Here is a 23241-nt window from a genome sequence, read left to right on the forward strand (position 1 = left end):
AAGGTTGAACGTATGAACAAGCGGCCGTTGATTTTGCGCACGCTGATCACCGTGGTGGTGGTGCTGGTCTTTACGCTGGCGATCCATCCGCTCTTCCAGCGCGACTATTATGAAACCTTCCTCGGCATGCTCAAGGACAAGCAGGATCCCGAGGCCCACCAGGTGGTGAAGGAGGCGAAAGCGCTCCAGGAAGCCAATCCTCAGCTCTACCAGTCGCAGGCGCTGCTGCAGGCAGCCGACGCGAAAGGGCTGGATCTCACGAAGAAAGTGAACGGCAACGACCTGCAGGACAACCGCGATGTGATGAGCCTGATCCGCAAGAACGCCTCGAGTTCGATCCGTCTCGGACTCGACCTCAACGGCGGTGTGGAATTCATCCTCCAGCTGGTGCCGGACCAGGAGTTTCTGGCGATGTTCAAGGAGGACGACACCAACGCCGCCTCCCGCGAGGAGATGCAGGCGCGCATGGCGTCCGAATTCGACCGTTACCGCGACATCGCGATCGAAATTCTGCGCAAGCGTCTGGAGGGGCAGAAGATCTTCGAAGCGGAAATCGCCCCTTCCGGCAGCTCCTATGTCGCGCTCCGCGCGCCGGTGGTCGCCAAGGATGAGAAACTCAAGCTGCTCAACCTCATCAAGATGAGCGCGCGGCTGAACTTCCGCCTCGTCCACGAAAACAACGCCGAACTGGTCAAGCAGTACCTCGCCGACAAGAACAATTTCGTGGTTCCGGTCGGCTACGAACTACTGACCACCAGCGAATTCCGCCCCGGCCAGGAGCCGAAGGTGGAGTATTATTTCGTCAACAAGATTCCGGAGATGACCGGCAAGGGAATCTCCAACGCGATGGCCACCAAGGATGAGTTCGGCCAGCGCAAGATCCAGTTGCGCTTCAGCCAGGCGGGCGCCGAGGATTTCGCCCGGGTCACCTCCCGCAACATCGGCCGCCAGCTCGCCATCGTGCTCGACGGCAACCTCTACTGCGCACCGGTCGTCAATCAGGCGATCACCGGCGGCAGCGCGGAGATTTCCGGACGCTTCTCCAATGAGGAGGCCAAGAGCATCGCCGATGCGCTGGTCAGCGGCAGCTTCCCCTTCCAGATCAAGGTGGATGCGGTCTTCGACACCGACCCGAAACTCGGCGCCTCCAACGTGGCGAACGGCATCTGGGTCGGAGCGATCTCCCTGGTGCTGGTCGCCATCTTCATGTGCGTCTACTACCGGGTCGCCGGTTTGATTTCGGTCGTCGCGCTCGCCCTCAACGTGGTGCTGATCCTCGGAGCGATGGCGGCGTTCAATGCGACGCTGACACTGCCGGGCATCGCCGGTATCATCCTGACCATCGGCATGGCGGTGGACGCCAACGTGCTGGTCTTCGAACGAATCCGGGAGGAGCTCAAGAGCGGCAAAAGCCTCATGAATGCCGTCGACTACGGTTATCAGAAGGCGTTTTCGGCGGTGTTTGACGCGAACCTGACCACCCTCATCACCTCGATCATTTTGATGAGCGTCGGCACCGGCGCGATCAAGGGATTCGCGGTGACGCTGAGCATCGGTATTCTGACCAGTCTCTTCACCGCGCTCTTCGTGACGCGGCTGATCTTCGACTACCTCTTCCGCTACACCCGTCTGAGCGCACTGCCGATGATGCAGTTCTTCAAGAAGACGGAGTTCAACTTCAACCGGATGTGGAGCAAGGCGATGACCATCTCCGGCATTCTGATTCTGCTCTCGATCGTGGTCTTCTTCGTCCGCGGCAAGTCGATGCTCGGCGTCGACTTCACCGGCGGCACGCAGGTTACCTTCACCTACGCCGAACAGATTCCGCAGGAGAAGCTGGAAGCCGCGCTGAAAAAGGCCGGTTACGACGCCACCGTCACCTACAAGTACAACGCGGCGGCGGCGACCGACAACAGCAAGGTGGAAATCCTTGTCCGCGGCGACCTGACCAAGGCGAACGCCAATGAAAGCCCGATGGATCACCTCGCTTCGCTGCTCAACAAGGAGTTTCCGACGGCGAAACTCTCCAACGGTCTGGAAAGCAGCATCGGCGGTCTGATCGGCTGGGAGTTCACCAAGGCGGCGCTGCTGGCCATTGCCTTCTCCATCATCGGCATCGGCGCCTACGTGACGCTGCGGTACGAGTTCACCTACGCGCTCACAAGCATCCTTGCACTGCTCCACGACGTGATCATCGTGACCGGCATCTTCCTCGCGCTGGGCCGGACCATTTCGCTGACGGTGATCGCCGCGCTGCTGACGGTGATCGGGTATTCGATCAACGACACGGTGGTGATCTTCGACCGCATCCGCGAAAATGCGTCGCTCAAGACCTGCAAGACCTACGAAGAGAACGTCAATCTTTCGATCAACCAGACGCTGAACCGGACGATGCTGACCAGTCTGACCACCTTCATCGTGGTCTTCGTGCTCTTCCTCGGTGCCGGCGTCGCGATCAACGACTTCGTGCTGATCATGATGCTCGGCATCATCGTCGGCACCTACTCCTCGGTGTTCCTCGCCGGACCGATGGTGGCGCTGATGCGCCGGATGCGGTCGAAGCGGGAAACCATGGCGAACGCTCCGGCCGCCGAAAAGCGGTAACCGGGCAGAGAACCGATACCGGCCCGGGAATCCCCGGGCCGTTTTTTCAATGCAACGAAAGGTTATTTTATGTTTGGCAATCTGGCCGAAATGGCAAAAATGATGTCGAAGGCGAAGGAGATTCAGGCGAACCTCAAAACCTTCAAGGAAGAGCTCCCGACGATGGAGTTTTCGGCGACCAGTCCGGGCAGCCAGGTGAAGATCACCGTCTCCGGCGACTTCCGGGTGAAGAAGGTGGAACTCTCCGAAGAGGCGCTCAAGGACCGCGAACTTCTGGAGGACCAGATTCTGGTCGCCACCAACTCCGCGGTTGCGGCGGCCAAGGCCGCGGCCCAGGAGAAGATGAATGAGATCACCGGCGGGCTCGGCCTGAACCTGCCCGGAATTTTCTGAGTCGGGAGATTTCAGCGTCATGACCGCACCGCAGCACTATCCGGATGCAGTTGAAGAGCTGGTCGGAGCGTTCCGCCAGCTCCCCGGCATCGGCCGCCGCGGCGCCGAGCGGCTGGTGCTGGCGATGCTCAACTGGGAGCCGGAAAATCTCCGGCTGCTCGGGAAGCTGATCGCCGGGTTGCCCGAAAGCGTAGGGCGCTGCCCGGAATGCGGCATGCTGGCCAACGCCGGGGAACTCTGTTTCATCTGCCGCCAGCCGGCGCGCGACGCGACGACGGTCTGCGTGGTGGAGAACGCCTCCCAGGTGATTGCGATCGAGTCGAGCGGCAATTTCCGCGGGCGCTACCATGTGCTCGGGGGACGGCTCTCGCCGCTCGATGCGGAGAACGGTTCGGGTCTGAATCTTCCCGCGCTGATCGACCTGGCCAATTCCGGCCGGGTGAAGGAGATCATTCTGGCGCTGAGTCCGGATGTGGAGGGGCGCGCCACGGCGATCTACCTTGCCGAATTGTTGAAGGACGCGCCGGTGAAGGTGACCCAGCCCGCGCTGGGACTTCCGGCCGGAGCCAACCTCTCCTTCGCCGACGGCGCCACCATCACCGCCGCGCTCAACGGCAGAACCGTGCTCGGAGGCGGACGCCATGGCGAATGACCGACCGACCAGTTACGTCACCGCCGTTACGGCGGAGCAGGCCGAAGCGCTGGAGACGCTGCTGCAGAGCCGCGGCAACTGGGAGTTCTCCCCCCTCGCCTACGCCCGCTGGAAGGCGGTGAACCGGCAGGAAAAGGTATCGGTGGCGGCCTACACCTCCGGCAAGCTGGTGGTGCAAGGCGGCGGGACAGCCGACTTCGTAAGTTTCCTTCTGGAGCCGGAAATTCTGCATACCTTCACCTTCGGACTCGAAGGGGGAGAGGCGGCGGAAGAGCCGGTCGATCCGCACGGCGGCATCGACGAGAGCGGCAAAGGGGATTTCTTCGGCCCGCTGGTCATCGCGGGCGTCTACGCCGACGCGGAAACCGGTCCGGAACTGCGGAAAATCGGCTGCTGCGACTCCAAACTGATTCACAGTTCGAAAAAAATCATGGATCTGGCGGGGAAAATCCGCGCCATCACCGCCGGGCGCTGGGCAGTGGTGATGCTCTGCCCGGCCACCTACAACCGCCTTTACCGCGAGATCGGCAATCTGAACCGGCTGCTCGCCTGGGGCCATGCGCGGACGATTGAAAATCTGCTGGAAAAAGTTCCGACCTGCCCCCGGATGCTTTCGGATAAGTTCGGCGATGAACGTCTGATTCAGCGGGCGCTCCTCACCCGCGGGCGCTCCATCCAGCTGGACCAGCGGACCAAGGCGGAATCGGATGTTGCGGTCGCGGCGGCGAGCATTCTCGCGCGGGAACAGTTCCTGAAGGGGATGGAGAAACTCTCCGCCGAAGTCGGGATCCCCCTGCCCCGGGGTTGCGGAGCCGACGTGCGGGCCGCTGGGAAAAAACTGTTGGAAACGCATGGAGCGGAAATTTTCCAGCGCTGTGCGAAAACGCATTTCAAAACCTGCAATGAGTTGACCGGGATGCCGGTCGGAGAGGAGTAAATCATGGAATCCAGAACATTTTTCAATCTGCCGGACGGAACCGCCGCACATCTCTATTCGCTGCGCAACCGCTCCGGATTCGGGGCAGACATCACCGACTGGGGCGGCGCGATCGTGCGGCTGCTCACGCCCGACCGTGACGGGAAGCTGACCGATGTGGTGCTCGGCTTTGCCGAACCGTCGGAGTATGTGGAAAACGATCCCTTTTTCGGAGCCCTGATCGGCCGGGTGGCCAACCGGATTTCCGGCGGGAAATTCGAGCTGGACGGAAAATGCTACCAGCTCGAATGCAACGACACCGACCGCCCCAATACGCTGCACGGCGGCAAGAGCTACGGCCGCCGCCAGTGGCGGGCGACGGTGATCGACGACGCCACACTGGAACTTGCGCTGACCAGTCCGGACGGCGATGCGGGCTTCCCCGGCAAAGTGGAAGTCAAAGTGACCTACCATGTGGGCGAGGATAATTCGCTCTCGATCGACTACCGTGCGGAAACCGACAAAACCACCGTCGTGAGCATGACCAACCACGCCTATTTCAACCTCAACGGCGAAGGTTCCGGCAGCTGTGACGGGCACACGATCCGGATTGCGGCGGACCGCCACACCGAAGTGAATGCGCTGCTCCAGCCGACCGGACGCAATCCGGAGGTGGCGGGCACCGTCTACGACCTGCGGCAGCCCGTCCGTTTCGAGGAGATTCACCGGGCACTGCCGAACTGCTTCGACGACAACTTCGTGCTCGCCGACCGCGACGGGAAGTTCAAGGAGAATGTCGCGACCGCCGCTTCGGAACGCACCGGCATCACGATGAATGTCTCGACCACCGCGCCGGGAATTCAGTTCTACATGGGCTTCTTCCTCGACGGCAGTATCCGCGGCAAGAGCGGGAACCACTATCCGCAGTTCGGCGCCTTCTGCCTGGAGGCGCAGGCGTGGCCGGATGCGGTCAATCATCCGGAGTTCCCGAGCATCCGGCTGGAACCGGGCCAGGTTTACCACCAGAAGACCGTCTACCGCTTCGGAGTCGCACGCTGAATGGGCGTCGAAATCGAACGCAAATTCCTGCTCCGCTCCGACGCCTGGCGTGCCGGAGCGGGCGAAGGCGTGACGATGAAGCAGGGATATTTCGCCGGAGTTCCGGGCGAATCCCCGACGGTCCGGGTCCGGATCGCCGGGGCCCGTGCGTTTCTCACGATCAAGGGGGAGCCAAACGGTCTTGCCCGGAGTGAATTTGAATATGAGATTCCGGTCGCAGACGCCGAGGCGATGCTGCGGGAATTCTGCGGCACCCGGGTGGTGGAGAAGTGCCGCTACACCTTCCCGGCCGGAGACGGGCTCTTCTGGGAGGTGGACGAATACTTCGGACTCAACGAGGGATTGTTCACCGCGGAGATCGAGCTCCCGACCGCGGACGCCCCCTGCCCGCATCCGGAATGGCTGGGCGAAGAGGTGAGCGGGAATCCGGCCTACACCAACGGTGCGCTCAGCCGCCGCCCCTGGCGTCTCCGCCGCTGAGGCGACATTTTGCAACCGGGGGGCACGCCGAGTTCCACACCTTGCCGAACCGGGAAACGTCTCCCGGAATGACATCCGATTTTTCCATCCGATCCGACGAGATTCTCCCGTCGGATTTTTTTGTATTTGCCGATATATTTCGAAAAGAGAAACCATTTTCAAAAATATGAAAAAAAAATTACAAACCCGGGTTGCATTTTAAAGTCCAAGGCAGTATAATATATTAGAGAGAAAAGGGGAAGCAGCACTTATCTGCTGTCGCCTTCGGGGACAATGAGGGAATGTGCACGGCTTGGAGAGCCGGGGGGAAAATGTGATTTTTCTGCATGGCGGCTGTTTTGTCAGCAAAGCATCCGCGGCAGGCGGGATTCCGTCGGGGTTTACCGTTCCGGCGCTCTCGTGCAAACAACTCCTCGAAATTTGTTCCCGTAAAATTGAGAAGTGCTCCGGCGCGTTGCGGCATTTGTTGTCCGGCGTCCGGGGGGAAGAGTTCCATCATTGACAAAGGGAAGGACACGGCATGAGCGAGAAGAAAGAGATCTTTGCGGACGGAATCGGGCAGATTCATTTTGCGGGCGGCATGGTCCGCTTCGACTTCGTAACCCTGCAGCCCGATGCGGAGGGGAAAGCGCCGGTGCCGCAGAGCAATGTGCGGATCATCATGCCGCCGCAGGGGTTCCTGAACGCCTTCAATTCGATGCAGCAGCTGATCGACAAGCTGCTCGAAGCGGGTGTGCTTCAGAAGAACGAAAAGGCGGCGTCGAAAGAGAAATAGTTCCATTGTCGAACCCGGGGGAGACGCGGGCGTGAAACAGTTGCAGTTTGCCGACATTGCAGGGGAGTGCTTCGGGATGCATTTTGTCGTATGCGGGAATGCGTTCCAGGAGTGCTCGTGCTGGCGTGTGGCGTCTGACTGCGGTGGAGCGTCGACTTACGTGTGCACGGCACCGGAGAGAATGGAGCCGCATTTTTTCTGCACGGTAAAGGAGGCGGTATCCTCCCTGTGCACCCTGGCCGGAACGGTGTTGCCGGAGAACTTCCGCATCACCGTTTTCGGGCTGATCCGGCGGGTCGGCCGGAAAATCGGAGCAGCGTTCCGGAATACGGCGACCGCACTCCGCTTCAACCGCCGGGAGATTTGCCGGCAGAGAGGGGGGCTCCGGCTATGAGGCGGGATTTTTTGATAAGTGTATTGCACCGAAGAGAGAGACAAGAAGACAGCAGAGGCGCGCAATTTGCGCGCCCTGGGTCTTCTTGTTTTTTTTTACGGGGATTGTAATTTAAGGATTAAGAATCTTATAAAATCTTAAGGGGGTAAAAGTATGGCGATCACTTATGATGAGGCGAAAGGTGGCTACACGGATGGAGCCACAACATGGAGTCCGAACAGTGACGGGACGATCGGCGTGGACGAAGCCGGTTATGTCGCGGCAATTGGTGACACTCGTTATACGAGTTTTGAAAACGCGCAGGCGGCAGTCAAGCCCGGCGAGACTATTACCATTCTGACGGATGTCGATGCAGAAAACATCTCCATGAATGGATATGGCCTCGCCTCCTGGAATAATTCCAAGCTTACGGCAACCGGAAACATCATTGCAACGACCGGTAATAATGTCCTTTCCGGCAATGTGGGGAGCGCTCAGTTGATGCTGACGGGATCCAAAGACGAGGACCGCACTCTCACGATCACCGAAAGCGCAAATGTGGACTTGTACATCAAGGGCAGACTCGATGACGGCCTTCTGGATATCGGAAAAGGCTTGTCAGACGAAGTCACGACGGCTGACAGCGGTGAGCGCGTTTACTTTGCGCATGCTAAGATCGCCGGGGATGTTTCGGTTAAGAAATATAAGTCTGATGGAAATGCAGAATCCGGCGCGGTCTATATCCGCCCCTATTCGGAACTGGTGGTAACCGGAAAACTCGATGTTGTGGGCGAGGTTCACAACCGCGGTTCGCTGGTGGTTGACGGCGGAACGATGAAGATGTCCAAATGGCTGACGCCGAAACTGCTGGGATATGACACCGGCGACAGCATGACGGTCACCAACAAGGGGACCATGACCGTCTCCGGCGCCAGTGCGGTGACCTTCGGAGAGGCGAGCGCTTCGCTGCAGCACATGGACGTCGTGGCGCAGTATGCCGACGGCATGTTCGCGACGATCTCCGCGGGCGGTCAATTCGTGGCGGATACGCTCGCCTTTGCCAACGACAATGACGTCACGCTGACCGTCACCGGCGAAGGCAGCCTCTTCAAGCTTTACACCGACGGCAGAACGGAGCTTAGCTACTACACTTACGTACAGAATGAAGGTAAGATCATCATTGCAGACAACGCCGTCTTCGATGTGAGCGAGCTTGCCAATGACAATTTCGTGAACACCGGCACCATCGACATTTCCTCCGCCACCGCGACCTTCGCCACGCTGACCAACGACGGCACGGTGAACTTCAAGGGCGGAACCGAGTTCAGCAATACGCTGACCGGCAGCGGTACGGTCGTCTATACCGGAGAAGGCAACAGGATTACCGGAGGCTCGGTCTCCAATACGAAATTCATTGTCGGTCTGGAAAATCCGGATGCGGTTCCCACGAGTCTGGAGATTTCCGGCGGTGCGGCGGTCGAGGTGACCGGCGGCGGCAACTGCGGCCGGTTCGCTCCGGAGAGCGATGTTGTCATCACCGGTGACGGGACCACGTTCACCGTCTATGCCAATCTGACGATGGATGAGAGCGCAACGCTGGCAATTTCCGACGGTGCAACGGTCAACATCGGCTATCTCGCGACCGGCGGCAAGACCGACGTAACGGGAGCGACGCTGAATCTGACCGGTTCGGTGCCGGGGAAACCGGCTTCCGCCGGAGCCTCCGCGATCGGCGGACTCGATGATGCGACCGTATTCAACGTGAGCGACGGCGGCGTGGTGAATGCGCAGGCCGGACTGGTAATCGGTCATCGGGAGACGAAGGACGCCGAAGTGAATGTGAATGCGGGCGGTGAACTGAACGTCTCCGGCGGTGCGCTTTATGTCAGCGGCCTGGTCGGCAACTACACGACGAAAGGCAACGGCGTCCTGAACATCGACGGCGGCAAAGTTACGGCGAGCAACGGCGGCGATTTCGGGCTTTATGTCGGCGATGACTGGGGCGGCGCCTCCGGTGTCCTCAATGTGACGAACGGCGGCTCGCTGACCGCCGGATTTTCGGTTCAGTTCTATGCGACCTCCGTCGTCACGGTTGACGGCGGCGAAATCACGGTAAATCAGCTGTACCAGAGCGAAGGCGGCAAGCTGTCGATTGTGAACGGCGGCAGTGTGACGCTGACCAACAGCTATTTCGGTATGGGTGGAGAAATCACGGTCGGCGGCGATGATTCCGGAGCCGTTTCGACGTTTGAATCCGCCGCTCTTGTCGGCGCCGAAGCGGCCTCTCTCGGCGGTGATTACGGCGAACACGAAGGCGAGACTGTTCTCAATATCCTGGAGAACGGTGAAGCGATCTTCGGTTCCGGGTTGAAGGTCGGTCATCGTGCGGATGCCTCCGTTTCCAAGGATGCCACGGTCAATGTGGAAGAGGGCGGCAGAATGGAGGTCGCCAAAACTCTGCAGATCGGCAGTGTCGGTGATGCCGAGGCGGTCGGCGTGGTCAACGTGACTGGCGGCGAACTGGATGCCTCCACGGCGGATGTCGGGCTCAACAGCAAGAGCAGTCTCAATATCACAAACGGCAGCTTCAGCGCGCAGAGCGTCACCAACAACGGTGCGATTAATGTGACCGGTGAAGCTGTTGTTGATGCGGAGTTCGCTGCAACGAAGACCGGTGCCTTCTCCATCACCGATGCCACACTCGGGCAAGGCACCAATATTCAATTCGGGGCGATGAACGTAGATGAATTGCTTCCTGCCGTTACGCTTAAAGGTACGGTTACGGTTACGGACGGCGCGTATCTCAATACCGGCAGAGAAGGGAATCTTACGATGGGATTCGGGACCGGTGATTCCGGCACGTTGAACATTTCCGACGGCGCACAGGTTTCCCTCGGCGGAGCACTCTATTTCGGCAGTGAAGAAGCCCTTGCGGATGACGGGATGTTCTATCTCAACATTTCCGGAGAAGGCTCCCGGCTTCAGAGCGACGGCTACAACGGGGAATTCTACATCACCGGTGACGCGGTTGTTACGGTTTCCAACGGCGGAACCATCGCGAACAATGCCCGGGTTCGTTCCGGTGCGACCTACATCTTTGGCTCCGTCGACGACACGGTTGCTGCCAATGTGAGCTTCCGCTCAATGGAACTGGTGGAACAGGCGAATGTCACAATTCAAGGCGGGGCGGTTGCTGATCTGGGTATTCTGGTATTCGGCGATCAAGATATGGCCTATGACGGCAGTTTCACTCTGGCGGCGGATTCCCTGCTGAAAATCGATTCCTACAGCGCATTCAGTGGAGAAGCGGAAATTACGGTTTCCGGGATGGACGACACGTTCAGCGGTGTCTGGAAGCTCATCGACAACACCGGCAGCAACACGCTGGATTATTCCGCAATGATTTCCAACTGGAATGATATTTCCGGCTCCGTCGCAGTGGTTGAAAACGATCTTTACCGCGTGAATGTCGACATGACCACGCTGAAAGTCAACTCCACCTGGAGCGGCAGCGAGATCGGGACAGAGGTAGAAGAGGGCTTCTACTACGGATTCAACGCGTTCGATGGAATCAACACAGCAGTTGTCGGTATTGCGGACGATACTACGACGATTTCGATTGCGGCCGGCGACTATGCAGGAAGTGCTGATGCAGAATTTACCCAGGGGATGGCGATTGCCTCCGACGGTGCGATATTCGACAACATGTGGAGTTTCGGCGTCAACAGCGACACAGCAGCGGAGTTTAACCCTGAGACTGCAGAAAAGTTCACCGTCTCCGGCGAACTTACAGTCGGCCAGTTCTACGCAGAGAAAAACGCCAATGTCTATGTGGTGATCGACGGAGATCTCACCACAGTCGGCAGTTTTGGTGCAAAACTTGCGACACAACTGGACATTAACGGTAGTGTAACCGTCACTCCTCCGGAGAATGGTGCTGCGCAGGTCATGGTATATGGTACGATGAACGTCACCGGTACACTCGACTCCACCTCCGGCCCGATGGCTGCAGTGATGCTGATCGGAAACGATCGTTACGATACCGAATACGGCAAAGGTGGTGTACTGAATGTAACAGGCGATAATGCCTCCGTCACATTGCGCGGCAACACTGACAGTGATATGCCGGTCCTGATTTCCGGCCTGAGTTCGCTGAATCTCTCCGACGGCGCAACCTTCACACACGAGAATGGTTCAATTGAAAACAAGGGAACCATCAATGTGGCATCGTCGACCCTGACAGTCGGCGTGGCGCTGGAGAACTCCGGTACGGTCAACGTTTCCGGAACGAGCATGGTCGCCGCGACAATCGACGGTGCAGTCAACCTCCTCGACGACACGGATGTGACCTTCAAAGGCGGCGCCAAGGACCTGCTCGTCGAATCCGGCGCGGAAGTGACGCTGCGCGGCGAACTCTCCGGCAATGAGGTCGTCTACGAGAAGGGATACAAATACAACGCCGGGGGTGCGCAGGGGATCACGGTGAATATCGCCTCCGGCGAAGGGACCACCTTCCAATCCTACGCGTGGTACGCCTCCAACGGCAGCATCTACAATGTGAAGACCGGTTCGACGGCGGAGATCACCTATGCGAACATCAACGCGACCGGCACGATCAACGTCGACGAAGGTGCGACACTCACGGCAGGAAGGGAATCCAGCAATATTCTGGGTACGCTGAACGTCAACGGCACGCTCAACAGCGTCATGACAGTCTATGCCGGCTATGCCGACGGTGCGCAGGCCGGTCTGGTGAACATCACCGGCACGGCCAACTCCAGCATCGTGACCATCGGCACAGCGGTACGTGACGATGACAAGTACAACGCCGCCGCGGCGGAAGGCGCCAACACCACCGCCTCGATTGTCGTGAACGGCGGTACGTTCAACGTCACCGGTCAGGAAGGGGAACTCACCAGCAAGCTCTTCGTCGGTTCGACCGATTATGCGGGTACGCTCTCCGCCGTCAACGGCACGATCAACGTCGGCGCAAGATCCGCGGACGGCACCGGCTACATGCGGTTCCTCATCGGCGAAAAGGGCGCGCTGAATCTGGACAACTCGACCCTGACGGTCTACAACCTCGGCGGAACAAATAACTCCGGCGAAGGGGTCTTCCAGAACAGCGGTGCCATCAACATGGATGTCGATTCGCAGATCGTCACCGCGACCGCGCTGGAGAACAGCGGCACGATCACCGTCGACATGACCGGTGCGGCCGAATTCGGAGTCTACAAGCTGATCGACTACACCGGCACCGGCTCCGGCTCCATTACGGATTACGGCAGCATTCAGCTGAGCAATAACAACTATTTCACCAGAATCATTGACAACGACCTCTATCTGGTCCGGGCGGATGGCGCGAAGGAACTTTACGTCAACAGCGCGTGGCAGAGTGCTGCCGCCTATAAGGAGGTGACCTTCGTCGACGGGACCAAGGCATACTACGGCCTCAACGCGTTCGACACGGTGGACAACGCGGTGAAGAGTCTCCCGGCCGATGATCCGATCCGGCTCAACGTCACCGGCGATATCGGTGCGATTACCGTGGTCGGCAAGGATGTCACGGAGGTCAACGCCTCGGCGAAGGATCAAATCGATCCCGAAACCGGTACTGTGGCTGCGGATGCCATCGTCGTCAATCTGGTCGATATCAACAACACCAATGCCGGCTGGCAGGTCTACTATCCGCTGGCGAGCGGCAGCAATGCTCAGGTCTACGGCAACATCACGACAAAATTCCTCTCCACGACCTTCACTTATGAGGGAGAGCGGACCGGCGATCCGAATTTCTCCGGTGCGGGGTATGCGGGGACTACGGCGACCGTTTACGGCAACACCACGGTGAACATCGGGGAAGTCGACGCCGATGACAGTAAACTGACACTGAACACCAGCTTCCTGCTGGGAGCGGGCGGCGGCACCGTCAACGGCAGCAGCTCCCTCAACATCAACAGCGGCACGATTGCGGTCGATGCGATCGTCGGCGGCGGCGCCTGGCGCGGACAGGTCAAGGGCGACAGCAGCGTCACCATCTCCGGCGGCGTGGTTTCCGTTGATACGGATCCGGAATCCACCGGACGCGCCATCTTCGGCGGCAGCTACGGTAATGTCAACTACAATCCGGATAATCCGGACGCTCCTTCGGCGACCGGAGGAAATGCCTCCGTCATCATCAACGGTGACGCACAGGTGACCGGCAAGATCATCGGCGGAAGCGAAGGCACCAATGTCAAAAACTCGCTGGTCGATATCTCCGGAGAAGCGCAGGTAACCGGCAATGTCTTCGGCGGCGGCAACCGCGGCGGCCAGGTGGAGGAAACCTCTACCGTCAACCTCGCGGGCACTGCAACTGTCAACGGCAATGTCTACGGCGGCGGCTTCGGCACTGCTGATAAGGATTCTTCCGTTGCAACGGCAGCCGTCACAATTTCGGGCGGCACGGTGACCGGCGATGTCTACGCGGGCGGCTATCTTGCGGATGTCACCGGTGACGCGGTGGTGACCCTCTCCGGCGGCACGGTCGGCGGCGACATCTACGGCGGCAGCGAAGGCAGCGGCACCGTTGCCGGCAGCAGCACGCTGAACGTCGGCGCGACGGATGCGGCGCGCTACACGACGACGCTCAACAACGTCTACGACTTCGACGTGGCGAACATCACCAATGCCGCCGTGACGGTCGAAGACGTATTCTCCGCCACGCAGATCAGCATTGCGGATTCGACGCTCACGCTGAATTCCGGATTCGACGCCGCGACGACGACGGTCTCGATCGAAGTCGGCGCCTACAACGCGGAAAATGCCGCGCTGGTGCTCGGCAGTGCGGTGGGGACCGCTCCGGCGATCTCGGTCTCCGCGGGAAGCAATGCGCTCACCGAAGCGCGCTACCTTGTCGCGACCGGCTTCGACGACACCACGGCGTTCAGCCTCGACGAGTCGCTGGCAGGGGACTACCTCCTCCGCGCGGTGGATGGCAACATCTACCTCTACAACGCCGATGCGCCGTACTTCACCACCGAGCTGAGCGTCACGCAGGCGGAAGGCGCTTCGGTGGATGGCTACTACAGCTTCACCGCCAACTTCGAAGCGGCCGGGTTGCTCACCGGTTACACGCTGAAGCTCTACGACAGCGCGACGGCGACAACCCCGGTGGACGAGGTTACGCTCGACGCCGACGTGATCGGGCAGGAGTTCACGCTGGAAAACACGACGCAGAGCTTCTGGATCTCGGTCACGGCAAATGGCGAAAACGGCCTGAGCACCGATTCGCCGACCTCCGGACGGCTCGAAGTTGTCGTGAAGGACTACGACAGCCCGGTGATCCAGTCGGTCAGCTCCAATGTGGCGAGCGATGCGATTACCCTCACCTGCGAGGCGACGGACAACTTCGGTGTCACCGGCTACGAATTCATTCTCGACGGTCAGTCGCTGGGTGTGCAGACCGGCAGCGAGATCGCGCTGGATCTCTCGACCCTCACCGCCGGGACGCACAGCTACACGGTCAACGTCTACGACGCGGCGGGCAATCTGGCGACGAGCGCGGAGCAGAGCTTCGACTTCACGCCGGCACCGGTTCCGACGGAACCCGCGAACTTCCTCTACAGCTCGCAGGTCCGGATAAACAACGGCGAGACGGTCACCGTCTACGCGAACTACAGCAACACCGCGGCGGTACTCGAGTACCGGATCGGCGATACCGGCGAATGGCTGACCTACGACGCCACGACCGGTGTGAACGTCTCGTCGAGCACGACGGTGTACTTCCGCGAACAGGGGATCACCGATCCGGTGGAAACCGCGGTCGACGTCACCGTGGTTCCGGCCGATGTGGAGCTCAACGCGGAGGTGATTCTGCTGGCGCCCACGACCGATACCACCTACGAGGTGATCTACAACTTCGCGGATGGAGGTTCGAAGGCGGTGGAACTCTCCGGCAATTCGGTTGAACACTACGCATTGCCGGAAGACACCAAAATCACAATTGTCGAAAAGGACGCTTCCGGCGAAGTCGTGAACACCATCGTGGAGGAAACTCCGGCGGCCAGCACCACGGCCGAAATTCCGGACAAAGTGGTCGCGGTGGACGACGGTCACGACAACCTCTTCTTCGCCATGCCGGTCGGTACCTGGGACGGCAGTTTCAGTGCCCAGCATCTCGGCGACGGTACCTGGGGCGGTACGCAGGAAATTGTCTCGTTGACCGGAAAGAATCGTTTCTCGACGGTATTCACCGGCAGCGATGATGCGACGACCCTGTTCCTGACCGATGACGCCAATGGCGACGCGTTCTTCCTGGATGACGTCTACACCGCCAACGGCAGCGATGCCAGAATCCGCAAGATGAGCGAAATTCAGGCAGGAGCAGGCGATGATATCGTCGACCTCACCAGTACGCGGTTCGCGTATGAGGAACACGCCAGCAAGCAGCTGACGGTCCGCGGCGGAGACGGCAACGACATCCTCTGGGGCAATGCCGGTCACAACATCATGTTCGGAGATGCCGGCAACGACAAGATCTATGGAGGAAGTGACGATGATGTCCTGGTCGGCGGAATCGGTAATGACACGATGCACGGCGGCGGCGGAGACGACATCTTCTGCTACAGCAACAGTTTCGACTGGGGCAGCGACACCATCACGCAGCTCGCCGGCGGCACCGTCACCCTCTATCTGGACGGCATCGACAGAAACGACTGCTCCATCTCTGGCAGCACGCTGACCTGGAATGACGGAACCCACACCGGTTCCATCACCCTCAACGGCGTCAGCTGGGATTCGGTCAAGTTCTACTGCGCCGCAAACGGCGACGGCGATCTTACGAAGCAGTCCGACTACGAGGAGTTGAAGAACAAGGGGGTGTTCGCCGCTATTTCTTCTCACTGATCGCGATTCCGCCGGAGAAAAAGCAATTTTTCTCCGGCGGGACATATCATTAACTATTAACCAGAGGGACCCAGACAATGGAAAAGTTCTCCTATGAGGCTCCGGCGATGACCGAACTCTCCGCCCCGGTGGCGGAAGCGGCGGTTGTTCCGACGCCGGTTGTGTCGTAAGCTGAAATCTTTTCAGCTTGAAAAAACAACACTCTTTCATACAAAATGTGGAAGAGTGTTGATCTTGTTTTCAGAATCAGAGCTTGAACTACCCTGTTCAGCTCAGGGAAATTGAACGTGATCTTACAGGAACTGCCGATAATCGCCGCGAACGGCACCGTCCTTCGCATCGGGGCGCTGGATGAATTTTCGCAACCGGTGCTTGAAACCATCGCCCGCATCCATGAAACCGCCATGCCGCAGCCGCCCTCGCGGGAGAGCGGAGAGTGCCGGGTGCAATTGCTTTCCGTCAAAAGCGCCCTGCCCGATGGGGTTTCCCCGGAGCCGGTGCTGACGGTTCCGGGGGTGGAGATCCACCGCGGCGGGGACACCTTGTACTTCCGTCTGGCGGAAGTTCCGCCGCCGACCTGGGAGGAGAGTCTGCGCTACCGTCTGCCGCTGCTGGCCGCAGTCATGGCCGCGACATTGGAGGGGCGTCAGGTCGTGCTGTTTCACGGCTGCCTGCTGTTGCGCGACGATGGCGAAGGAATCGTGCTGACCGGGGAAAGCGAAGTCGGCAAAAGCACCACCTTCCGCCGCTGGCAGACGGCCGGCGGCCGTGGATTGTGTGACGATCTCATGATTTTGAGCCGGGGAGCCGGTGCGGACGGGCGGAGCTGTTTTTACGCGCAACCGCTCCCAACCTGGAGCCGTTGTCTGCGGGAAGGAATTGCCGCAAAGGAGCTGCGCTATCCTGTCAATGAAAAAATTCCGATTCGCCGGATTCTCTGGCTGACCCGTTCCGCAACGGAACGGGAGGAGCTGATTCCGGTGACGATTCAAAAGTGGCACGGCCAGCTTCTCGCCGCCTGCAACCAGCATATGCTTTTCACCCAGTACGCACTGACGGTGGAGGAACGGCGGCAGCTGGTGTTGGAATGCTGGAAGATCGTGGATGAAATCGATACAATCTATTCTCCGCTCGCCCTTGCGGCCCATCTGCAGGGTAATCTGCGGGAAACGTTGAAACATGTCTGATTTGCGGGAACCGTTATGAAAATCAATCCGCTGGTAATTTATCGTGAAGAGTTCGACAAGAGCGCGGTGCTGTTCCGCCCGGATACCGGAGAGAGCTTCATGCTGAACCGGACCGCCTCCTTCATCTGGAAACAGCTCGAACAGGGCGCCGACCGCGCCGGAATCCTCCAAGCACTGGCCGAGGCCTGCGGGGAGCTTCCGCCCTCGGCGGAAAAGGATCTGGATCAGTTTCTCGCCCGGCTGCAGGCAGGAGGATACCTCGCCGAATGACCGCCGCCGCCGCTCCCAGCTGCCTCATCGCGGGCTTCAGCATGACCCCTCTGCTCCGCAGCGGGGACCGGGTCTTTCTGCAGAAGGTGGAGCGGAACGAGGTCGAACCGGGCGACATCGTCGTATTTTCCCGGCAGGGAAAGAAGATTGCGCACCGGGTGATCCGCACCGCCCCGCTTTTCCAGACGCAGGGCGACGGCAACCCGCAGCCGGATGAACCGCTCGCTCCGGATACGGAACTTTTTCTCTGTCCCTCTTTCGAACGCGACGGCGTCACCACCCCGCTCCGGCGCGGTGCGGCCGGTCTCGCGGAGTTCCGACGCAACCAGCGGCTTCTCCGGCGACGCGAGCTTCAACTCAAGTTCGCCCGCCTCCTCTGCCGGCTGCTGCCGTTCAAACTCCGGGCGGAACAGCTGGAACAGGCCGATTTCGGCCGGCTCCGCGTCTACTACCTGCGGAAGAGGCCCGTTGCCATGGAGCAGGAGGGGCGCTGGCACTGGCTCAGTCTCCCCTGTGCCTGCTTCATCAAACGCGCCCCCCGGCGGGAATTAACCGGCAAAGAGAAGAACGAAGAGCGCTTTGCCGCCCTCTTTTTCCGACTGCTCGGAGCGATGGTATCCGGCACGGCACGGCCGCTTTTTCTCGAACAATCCGAACCATTGCGCCGGGAGCTTTGCCGCCGCGGCAGACTGCAGGGGCTGTCGCCGCTCTTCTACTACACGCTGACCGACGCCCTGCCCCCGGAGTGGCGGTCGCTCTTTCAACTGGATTTTTATACGCAGTCACAGCATGACCTGCGTTACAGCGGCGCGTTGAAACAGCTTGCGGAGCTGTTCCGGGCCGCCGGGACCTCGTTCATCCCGCTCAAGGGAGGAGAACTCGCCTACGAGGTCTACCCGCATCCGGCGCTCCGTCTCCGGCGGGATATGGACATCCTGTTCCGCCGCCCGGAGGTGGAGACGATTTTCCGCACCCTGCAGGAAAACGGCTGGCAATCCGGCGAACAGCGTCACCCGTTCTTCAAGCGCCACCATCTGCCGACGCTCTTCCACCCGGGATTCCCGCCACTGGAGCCGCACTGGCACATTCTGAAGAATCGCACATTTTTCGACCCGGAAATGCTCTGGAGCCTCCCCTGCTCCCGTCCGGAGCCGGGCGATCCGCTCCGCCGCCGCCTGACGCCGGAGGCACACTATCTATTGACGCTTTACAACATGTTCTTCGACCGCTGGCAGTTCGCCTGCCGCGCCCTGCTGGATCTGGCATATCTGCAGAAAAAGTACCCGCTGGACCGCGACCTCATCCGCTCGCTCAACCGGGAGTGGAAGCTGAATCTCGACCTCGGGCTCTGTTACCGGCTGTTTCCGGAGATGTTTCCGGAAGGACAGCGGCTCTTCACCTCCGACGCAGCGATTCCGGAACGGGCGCGCTATGCGATCCGCCGCCTGGCACTGCTCGAATATCCGGAGGCGATCATGCCATTTCTGGCCAACAGCAGCGGTGCGGCGCCTGCCGGGAAAACGTCGGAACCGCACCGGCGCGGACTGTTCCGCCATTTTCGCAAAAAACGTACTGAAACGGAGAAACTGCGGGCTCTGCTGGCCCGGGAGTTCCCGCAGGCGACAGAGCTGAAACTGCGCTATCGCCGGGAAAAGGATTGTTAACCTTTCAACAGAAGGATGAATATGGATCAGAAATCAACCTGGAGCGGGCTGTTATGCCTGCAGATACTCTTCGCCCAGTTCCGGCGCAGCGTGAATTTTTCCGCCATTGTGCCGCAGAGCGTCCGGGAGGAGTATTTGAAGAATCCGGCGGAAACGCTGCTCAAACTGGCCAATGACCAGAAACTGCGCGCCGAGAAGGTCACCTCGACGGAGATCTTTCAAAGTTACCACGGCCCTGCCCTTTTCCGCTGTCGGGACAACACCTGGCTCCTGCTGACCAACACGCTGCAGTGGAAGATGGCGGAGATTCAGGTATTCGATCCCGCCCGCGCCAAGGGGAACACGCCGGAACCGCGCACGCAGGAGATGCTCGAGAAGGAGTTCGGCGGCGAAATCCTGATCTTCCGCAATCTGACGATGGTGGACCACACCAAGCAGACGCGCCTCTACTGCCTCTCCGCCATCGCCCAGCACCACAATACGCAGATGGATCTGCGCCGCGTCATGTACGAATACGCCGTCGGCGACGGCGAGGTGCGCGAAAACCTCTTCCGGCAGATCGCGTCGGATTACAGCTTCAAGACCCGCAAACTCAAGCTGGGCTGGAAGAAGCTCCTCGCCTCCTCCAGCGTGATGCCGGCGATTGCAATCAAAAAAACCGGCACCTACCTCGTCCTCTGCGGCCTGCGCAAGAACGGCGAAGAGCTCGAACTGGTGGTCGTCGACCCCACCGAAGACCTGACGCCGGGCAAACAGTTCCGCTTCTGGAACCGGAAGAAATATGAGCAGGAGTGCACGGGCGAATGCATCCTGCTGAAGAAGACCTACTCGCTCGCCGACGAGAACCAGCCCTTCTCGCTCCGCTGGTTCATTCCGGAATTTCTGAAGCTCAAAGGGGTGTTCGGGCAGATTGCGCTGATGGTGGCGCTGCTGACGATCTTCTCGCTGATCATTCCGCTCTTCTTCCAGATCGTGGTGGACAAGGTGCTGGTGAACCGCACCTACTACACGCTGAACGTGCTCGGCATCGGCATTCTGATCGCCATTTTGTTCAACACGCTGGTCGAATATGTGCGCAGCTACCTCCTGCTCTTCGCCACCAACAAGATCGACATCTCGACCGCGACCAAGACCTTTCAGCACCTGATGCGGCTGCCGGTGGACTTCTTCGAACGGGTTCCCTCCGGCGTGCTGCTCAAGCACATGCAGCAGACCGAGCGGATCCGGGGATTTCTCTCGGGCAATCTCTTCTTCACGGTGCTGGATCTGGCGGCGCTCTGCATCTTCATTCCGTTTCTGCTCTGCTACAGCGTTCAGCTGACGCTGGTGGTGCTGGCCTTCTCGGCATTGATGGCGCTGGTGATCGCGTCGCTGATCAAGCCCTTCCAACACCGGCTGGATGAACTGTACCAGGCGGAAGGGCGGCGCCAGAGCATGCTGGTCGAGGCGATTCACGGCATCCGCACGGTCAAATCGCTGGCGCTCGAACCGGTGGAGAAACGGATCTGGGACGATTCCACCGCCTACGCCATCAAATCCTACTTCCGGGTGGGCAAGATTTCAATGACGGCGCGCAGTCTCAGCCAGATGCTCGAGATGATGATGACCGTCTGCGTGATCTGGTACGGCGCATATCTGGTATTCAACTACTCGATTTCGATCGGAGCGCTGATCGCCTTCCAGATGCTTGCGGGGCGTGTGACCGGGCCGCTGGTGAAGATGGTCGGCCTGATCCACGAATACCAGCAGATCGCGCTCTCGGTCCGGATGCTCGGCGTGGTGATGAACACCCCGCCGGAACCGCGGGGCGGCGGCGTGCGCAATCCGCTGCGCGGAGAAATCTCCTTCGAAAACGTCACCTTCCAGTACCGGCAGGATCTGCCGCAGGTGATCAAACACTTCAACGCGCATATCCCGCAGGGAGCGACCATCGGTTTCGTCGGCCGCTCCGGTTCGGGCAAGACGACGCTGACGAAACTGCTCCAGGGGCTCTATCCGGTCACGACCGGTCTGGTGAAGATCGACGGCATCGACATCCGCGAAATCGACAAGTCGCACCTGCGCAGCAGCATCGGCGTGGTACTGCAGGAGAACTACTTCTTCAGCGGCACGGTCCGCGAAAACATCGCGCTCACCAAGCAGAACGCTTCTCTCGAGGAGATTCTCTACGCGGCGCGGCTCGCGGGAGCGGATGAGTTCATTCAGCGCCTGCCGCGCGGCTATGACACCGTCCTCGAAGAGAACGCTTCGAACCTCTCCGGCGGCCAGAAACAGCGCCTCGCCATTGCGCGGGCCCTGCTGACCAATCCGCCGGTGCTGATCTTCGACGAGGCGACCAGCGCGCTCGATCCGGAGAGCGAGGCGGTGATCCAGCGGAATCTCAAGGCGATCGCCAGCGGGCGGACCGTGCTGATCGTGTCGCACCGCCTGAGCATCGTCAGCCACGCCGACCAGATTCTGGTGCTGAACAACGGCGAATTGTCCGACTCCGGCACGCATCAGGAGCTTCTGAGCCGCGATGGAATTTACAAGGAGTTCTGGTGCCAGCAGATGGGAGAGGTGAAATAATGAAGAAAGAGAAAGTTTCCGATGCCGTGATCGAATTCCAGCCGGATGCGCTGGAGATCAAGAACGAACGGCTGCCGCGTCTGATCCGGCTCTGCGTCTGGCTGCCGGTGGTGCTGGTTGCGGCGGTGCTGATCTGGGCGTGGTGCTCCGAAGTGGATGTGATCGTCCAGGCGAACGGCAAACTGGTGACCGACCGGCCGACGATCGTGATGAAGCCGCTGGAGCGTTCGGTCATCAAGGAGATCAACGTCAAGATCGGCGACGTGGTGAAGCCGGACCAGATTCTGATCACCTTCGACCCGGCGCTCAACCAGGCGGAGGCGGAACGGCTCAAAAATGAGCTCGACACCCTGACCGCCCAGTTCAACCGGCTCCGGGCGGAATTCGACCGGAAACCCTACCCGGATTCCGGCCGGAACCAGTTCGAAAAGTGGCAGTACGCGATCTACCGCCAGCGGCAGGAGTACTACAACCAGCGCATCGCCTACTTCGACGCCATGCTCTCCCAGGTGGCCGCCTCGATCAAGAGCCGGAAGGACTCGCTGATGAAACAGCAGGAGCGGCTGGACGCGGTCAAGAAACTCGAAGAGATGTTCCAGACCCTGCACGACAAGAAGGCGGCCTCGCTGAAGGAGCTGATCCAGATTTCGATCACCCGCATGGAGATGGAGGCGACCGTGGACGAGCTGGAGAACGACCTGCTCGAACTCACCCACCAGCAGGGGAGCACCCGGGCGGAGAAGAATTCGTTCATTCAGGAGTGGCGCAACAGCATCTCCGAGGAGATGGTTTCGGTCGACCGCAACCTCATCTCGACCCGCAAGGAGTACGACAAGGTGAAACGGCTGATCGAATATGTCTATCTGCGCGCGCCCTGCGAAGCGGTGGTGCACGAGATCGCCTCTTTCTCGCCGGGGTCGGCCGTGCGCGAGGCGGAGGCGCTGATCACGCTGATTCCGCTGAGCGGCGAGATCGAGCTGGAAAGTGAAATCCGGCCGCAGGACATCGGCAAAGTGGCGATCGGTTCAGAGGTCCGAATCAAGCTGAACGCCTATCCGTTCCAGAAGCACGGGACGTTGAACGGCGTCATCCGGAACATCTCGGAAAACACCCTGCAGCGGGAAGGCTCCACCTTCACCGGCAACCAGGAGGAATCGCCCAGCTATTACCGTGCGCGGATCACCATCTCCGGCAAGCTTCAGCATGTGAAGGACAATTTCCGGCTGATTCCCGGCATGGAGGGGATTGCGGAGATCAAGACCGACCGCCGCCGGGTGATCGAGTACTGGCTCTACCCGCTGATCAAGGCGCTGGACGAAGCCGCGCGCGAACCGTAACCTTTCCCCGGCCCGACGGCCGTTGGAACTCCTCCAGACGCAATCGGGCCGGATATCCACCTTTTTTCGTCATGCTTGCC

Annotated in this window: 14 protein-coding genes; all 14 read left to right on the top strand. The window is 59.9% G+C overall.

The window, feature by feature from the left end:
• Window positions 1–12: 12 nt before the first annotated feature.
• Window positions 13–2604, top strand: a complete 2592-nt coding sequence (secD, locus tag ACMLHG_RS06535; RefSeq protein WP_417169970.1) for a protein translocase subunit SecD — start codon at window positions 13–15, stop codon at window positions 2602–2604.
• Window positions 2605–2673: 69 nt separating this feature from the next.
• On the top strand, window positions 2674–2997 hold the full coding sequence (locus tag ACMLHG_RS06540) for a YbaB/EbfC family nucleoid-associated protein (protein ID WP_417169971.1): 324 nt from the start codon (window positions 2674–2676) through the stop codon (window positions 2995–2997).
• 19 nt (window positions 2998–3016) lie between these two features.
• Window positions 3017–3649 carry a recombination mediator RecR gene (gene recR, locus ACMLHG_RS06545; protein ID WP_294434867.1) on the top strand — a complete coding sequence of 211 codons (633 nt, stop codon included), beginning with the start codon at window positions 3017–3019 and terminating at the stop codon, window positions 3647–3649.
• Window positions 3639–4586 carry a ribonuclease HIII gene (gene rnhC / locus ACMLHG_RS06550; protein WP_417169972.1) on the top strand — a complete coding sequence of 316 codons (948 nt, stop codon included), beginning with the start codon at window positions 3639–3641 and terminating at the stop codon, window positions 4584–4586. The genes recR and rnhC overlap by 11 nt, the downstream gene beginning before the upstream one ends.
• Before the next feature lie 3 nt (window positions 4587–4589).
• Window positions 4590–5624, top strand: coding sequence for an aldose epimerase family protein (locus ACMLHG_RS06555; protein ID WP_417169973.1), 1035 nt, complete (start codon window positions 4590–4592; stop codon window positions 5622–5624).
• A complete protein-coding gene (locus ACMLHG_RS06560; RefSeq protein WP_294434861.1) occupies window positions 5625–6104 on the top strand; it encodes a CYTH domain-containing protein in 480 nt (159 codons plus the stop codon).
• 520 nt (window positions 6105–6624) lie between these two features.
• The gene (locus tag ACMLHG_RS06565) at window positions 6625–6879 is read left to right on the top strand and encodes a hypothetical protein (RefSeq protein ID WP_294434859.1); all 255 of its coding nucleotides are present in this window, start codon (window positions 6625–6627) and stop codon (window positions 6877–6879) included.
• 181 nt (window positions 6880–7060) lie between these two features.
• Window positions 7061–7273 (top strand): hypothetical protein, encoded by a 213-nt coding sequence (locus tag ACMLHG_RS06570; protein ID WP_417169974.1) that lies wholly within the window; start codon window positions 7061–7063, stop codon window positions 7271–7273.
• 153 nt (window positions 7274–7426) lie between these two features.
• Window positions 7427–16135 carry an Ig-like domain-containing protein gene (locus tag ACMLHG_RS06575; RefSeq protein ID WP_417169975.1) on the top strand — a complete coding sequence of 2903 codons (8709 nt, stop codon included), beginning with the start codon at window positions 7427–7429 and terminating at the stop codon, window positions 16133–16135.
• 287 nt (window positions 16136–16422) lie between these two features.
• Window positions 16423–17322: a hypothetical protein gene (locus ACMLHG_RS06580; protein WP_417169976.1), complete on the top strand. Its 900-nt coding sequence runs from the start codon at window positions 16423–16425 to the stop codon at window positions 17320–17322.
• Window positions 17323–17337: 15 nt separating this feature from the next.
• On the top strand, window positions 17338–17592 hold the full coding sequence (locus tag ACMLHG_RS06585; RefSeq protein ID WP_294434854.1) for a PqqD family peptide modification chaperone: 255 nt from the start codon (window positions 17338–17340) through the stop codon (window positions 17590–17592).
• Window positions 17589–19256, top strand: a complete 1668-nt coding sequence (locus ACMLHG_RS06590) for a nucleotidyltransferase family protein (RefSeq protein WP_417169977.1) — start codon at window positions 17589–17591, stop codon at window positions 19254–19256. The genes ACMLHG_RS06585 and ACMLHG_RS06590 overlap by 4 nt, the downstream gene beginning before the upstream one ends.
• Before the next feature lie 417 nt (window positions 19257–19673).
• The gene (locus tag ACMLHG_RS06595; protein ID WP_417169978.1) at window positions 19674–21824 is read left to right on the top strand and encodes a peptidase domain-containing ABC transporter; all 2151 of its coding nucleotides are present in this window, start codon (window positions 19674–19676) and stop codon (window positions 21822–21824) included.
• A complete protein-coding gene (locus tag ACMLHG_RS06600) occupies window positions 21824–23161 on the top strand; it encodes an HlyD family type I secretion periplasmic adaptor subunit (protein ID WP_294434850.1) in 1338 nt (445 codons plus the stop codon). Before ACMLHG_RS06595 ends, ACMLHG_RS06600 begins: the two co-directional genes overlap by 1 nt.
• Window positions 23162–23241 lie beyond the last annotated feature (80 nt).

Source organism: Victivallis sp. (genome assembly GCF_048170485.1).
GTDB lineage: Bacteria > Verrucomicrobiota > Lentisphaeria > Victivallales > Victivallaceae > Victivallis.

What these genes read in the sequence shown, in the direction of transcription:
- secD (WP_417169970.1), top strand. Translation starts at nt 13, where the DNA reads ATGAACAAGCGGCCGTTGATTTTGCGCACGCTGATCACCGTGGTGGTG.
- ACMLHG_RS06540 (WP_417169971.1), top strand. Translation starts at nt 2,674, where the DNA reads ATGTTTGGCAATCTGGCCGAAATGGCAAAAATGATGTCGAAGGCGAAG.
- recR (WP_294434867.1), top strand. Translation starts at nt 3,017, where the DNA reads ATGACCGCACCGCAGCACTATCCGGATGCAGTTGAAGAGCTGGTCGGA.
- rnhC (WP_417169972.1), top strand. Translation starts at nt 3,639, where the DNA reads ATGGCGAATGACCGACCGACCAGTTACGTCACCGCCGTTACGGCGGAG.
- ACMLHG_RS06555 (WP_417169973.1), top strand. Translation starts at nt 4,590, where the DNA reads ATGGAATCCAGAACATTTTTCAATCTGCCGGACGGAACCGCCGCACAT.
- ACMLHG_RS06560 (WP_294434861.1), top strand. Translation starts at nt 5,625, where the DNA reads ATGGGCGTCGAAATCGAACGCAAATTCCTGCTCCGCTCCGACGCCTGG.
- ACMLHG_RS06565 (WP_294434859.1), top strand. Translation starts at nt 6,625, where the DNA reads ATGAGCGAGAAGAAAGAGATCTTTGCGGACGGAATCGGGCAGATTCAT.
- ACMLHG_RS06570 (WP_417169974.1), top strand. Translation starts at nt 7,061, where the DNA reads ATGGAGCCGCATTTTTTCTGCACGGTAAAGGAGGCGGTATCCTCCCTG.
- ACMLHG_RS06575 (WP_417169975.1), top strand. Translation starts at nt 7,427, where the DNA reads ATGGCGATCACTTATGATGAGGCGAAAGGTGGCTACACGGATGGAGCC.
- ACMLHG_RS06585 (WP_294434854.1), top strand. Translation starts at nt 17,338, where the DNA reads ATGAAAATCAATCCGCTGGTAATTTATCGTGAAGAGTTCGACAAGAGC.
- ACMLHG_RS06590 (WP_417169977.1), top strand. Translation starts at nt 17,589, where the DNA reads ATGACCGCCGCCGCCGCTCCCAGCTGCCTCATCGCGGGCTTCAGCATG.
- ACMLHG_RS06595 (WP_417169978.1), top strand. Translation starts at nt 19,674, where the DNA reads ATGGTGGACCACACCAAGCAGACGCGCCTCTACTGCCTCTCCGCCATC.
- ACMLHG_RS06600 (WP_294434850.1), top strand. Translation starts at nt 21,824, where the DNA reads ATGAAGAAAGAGAAAGTTTCCGATGCCGTGATCGAATTCCAGCCGGAT.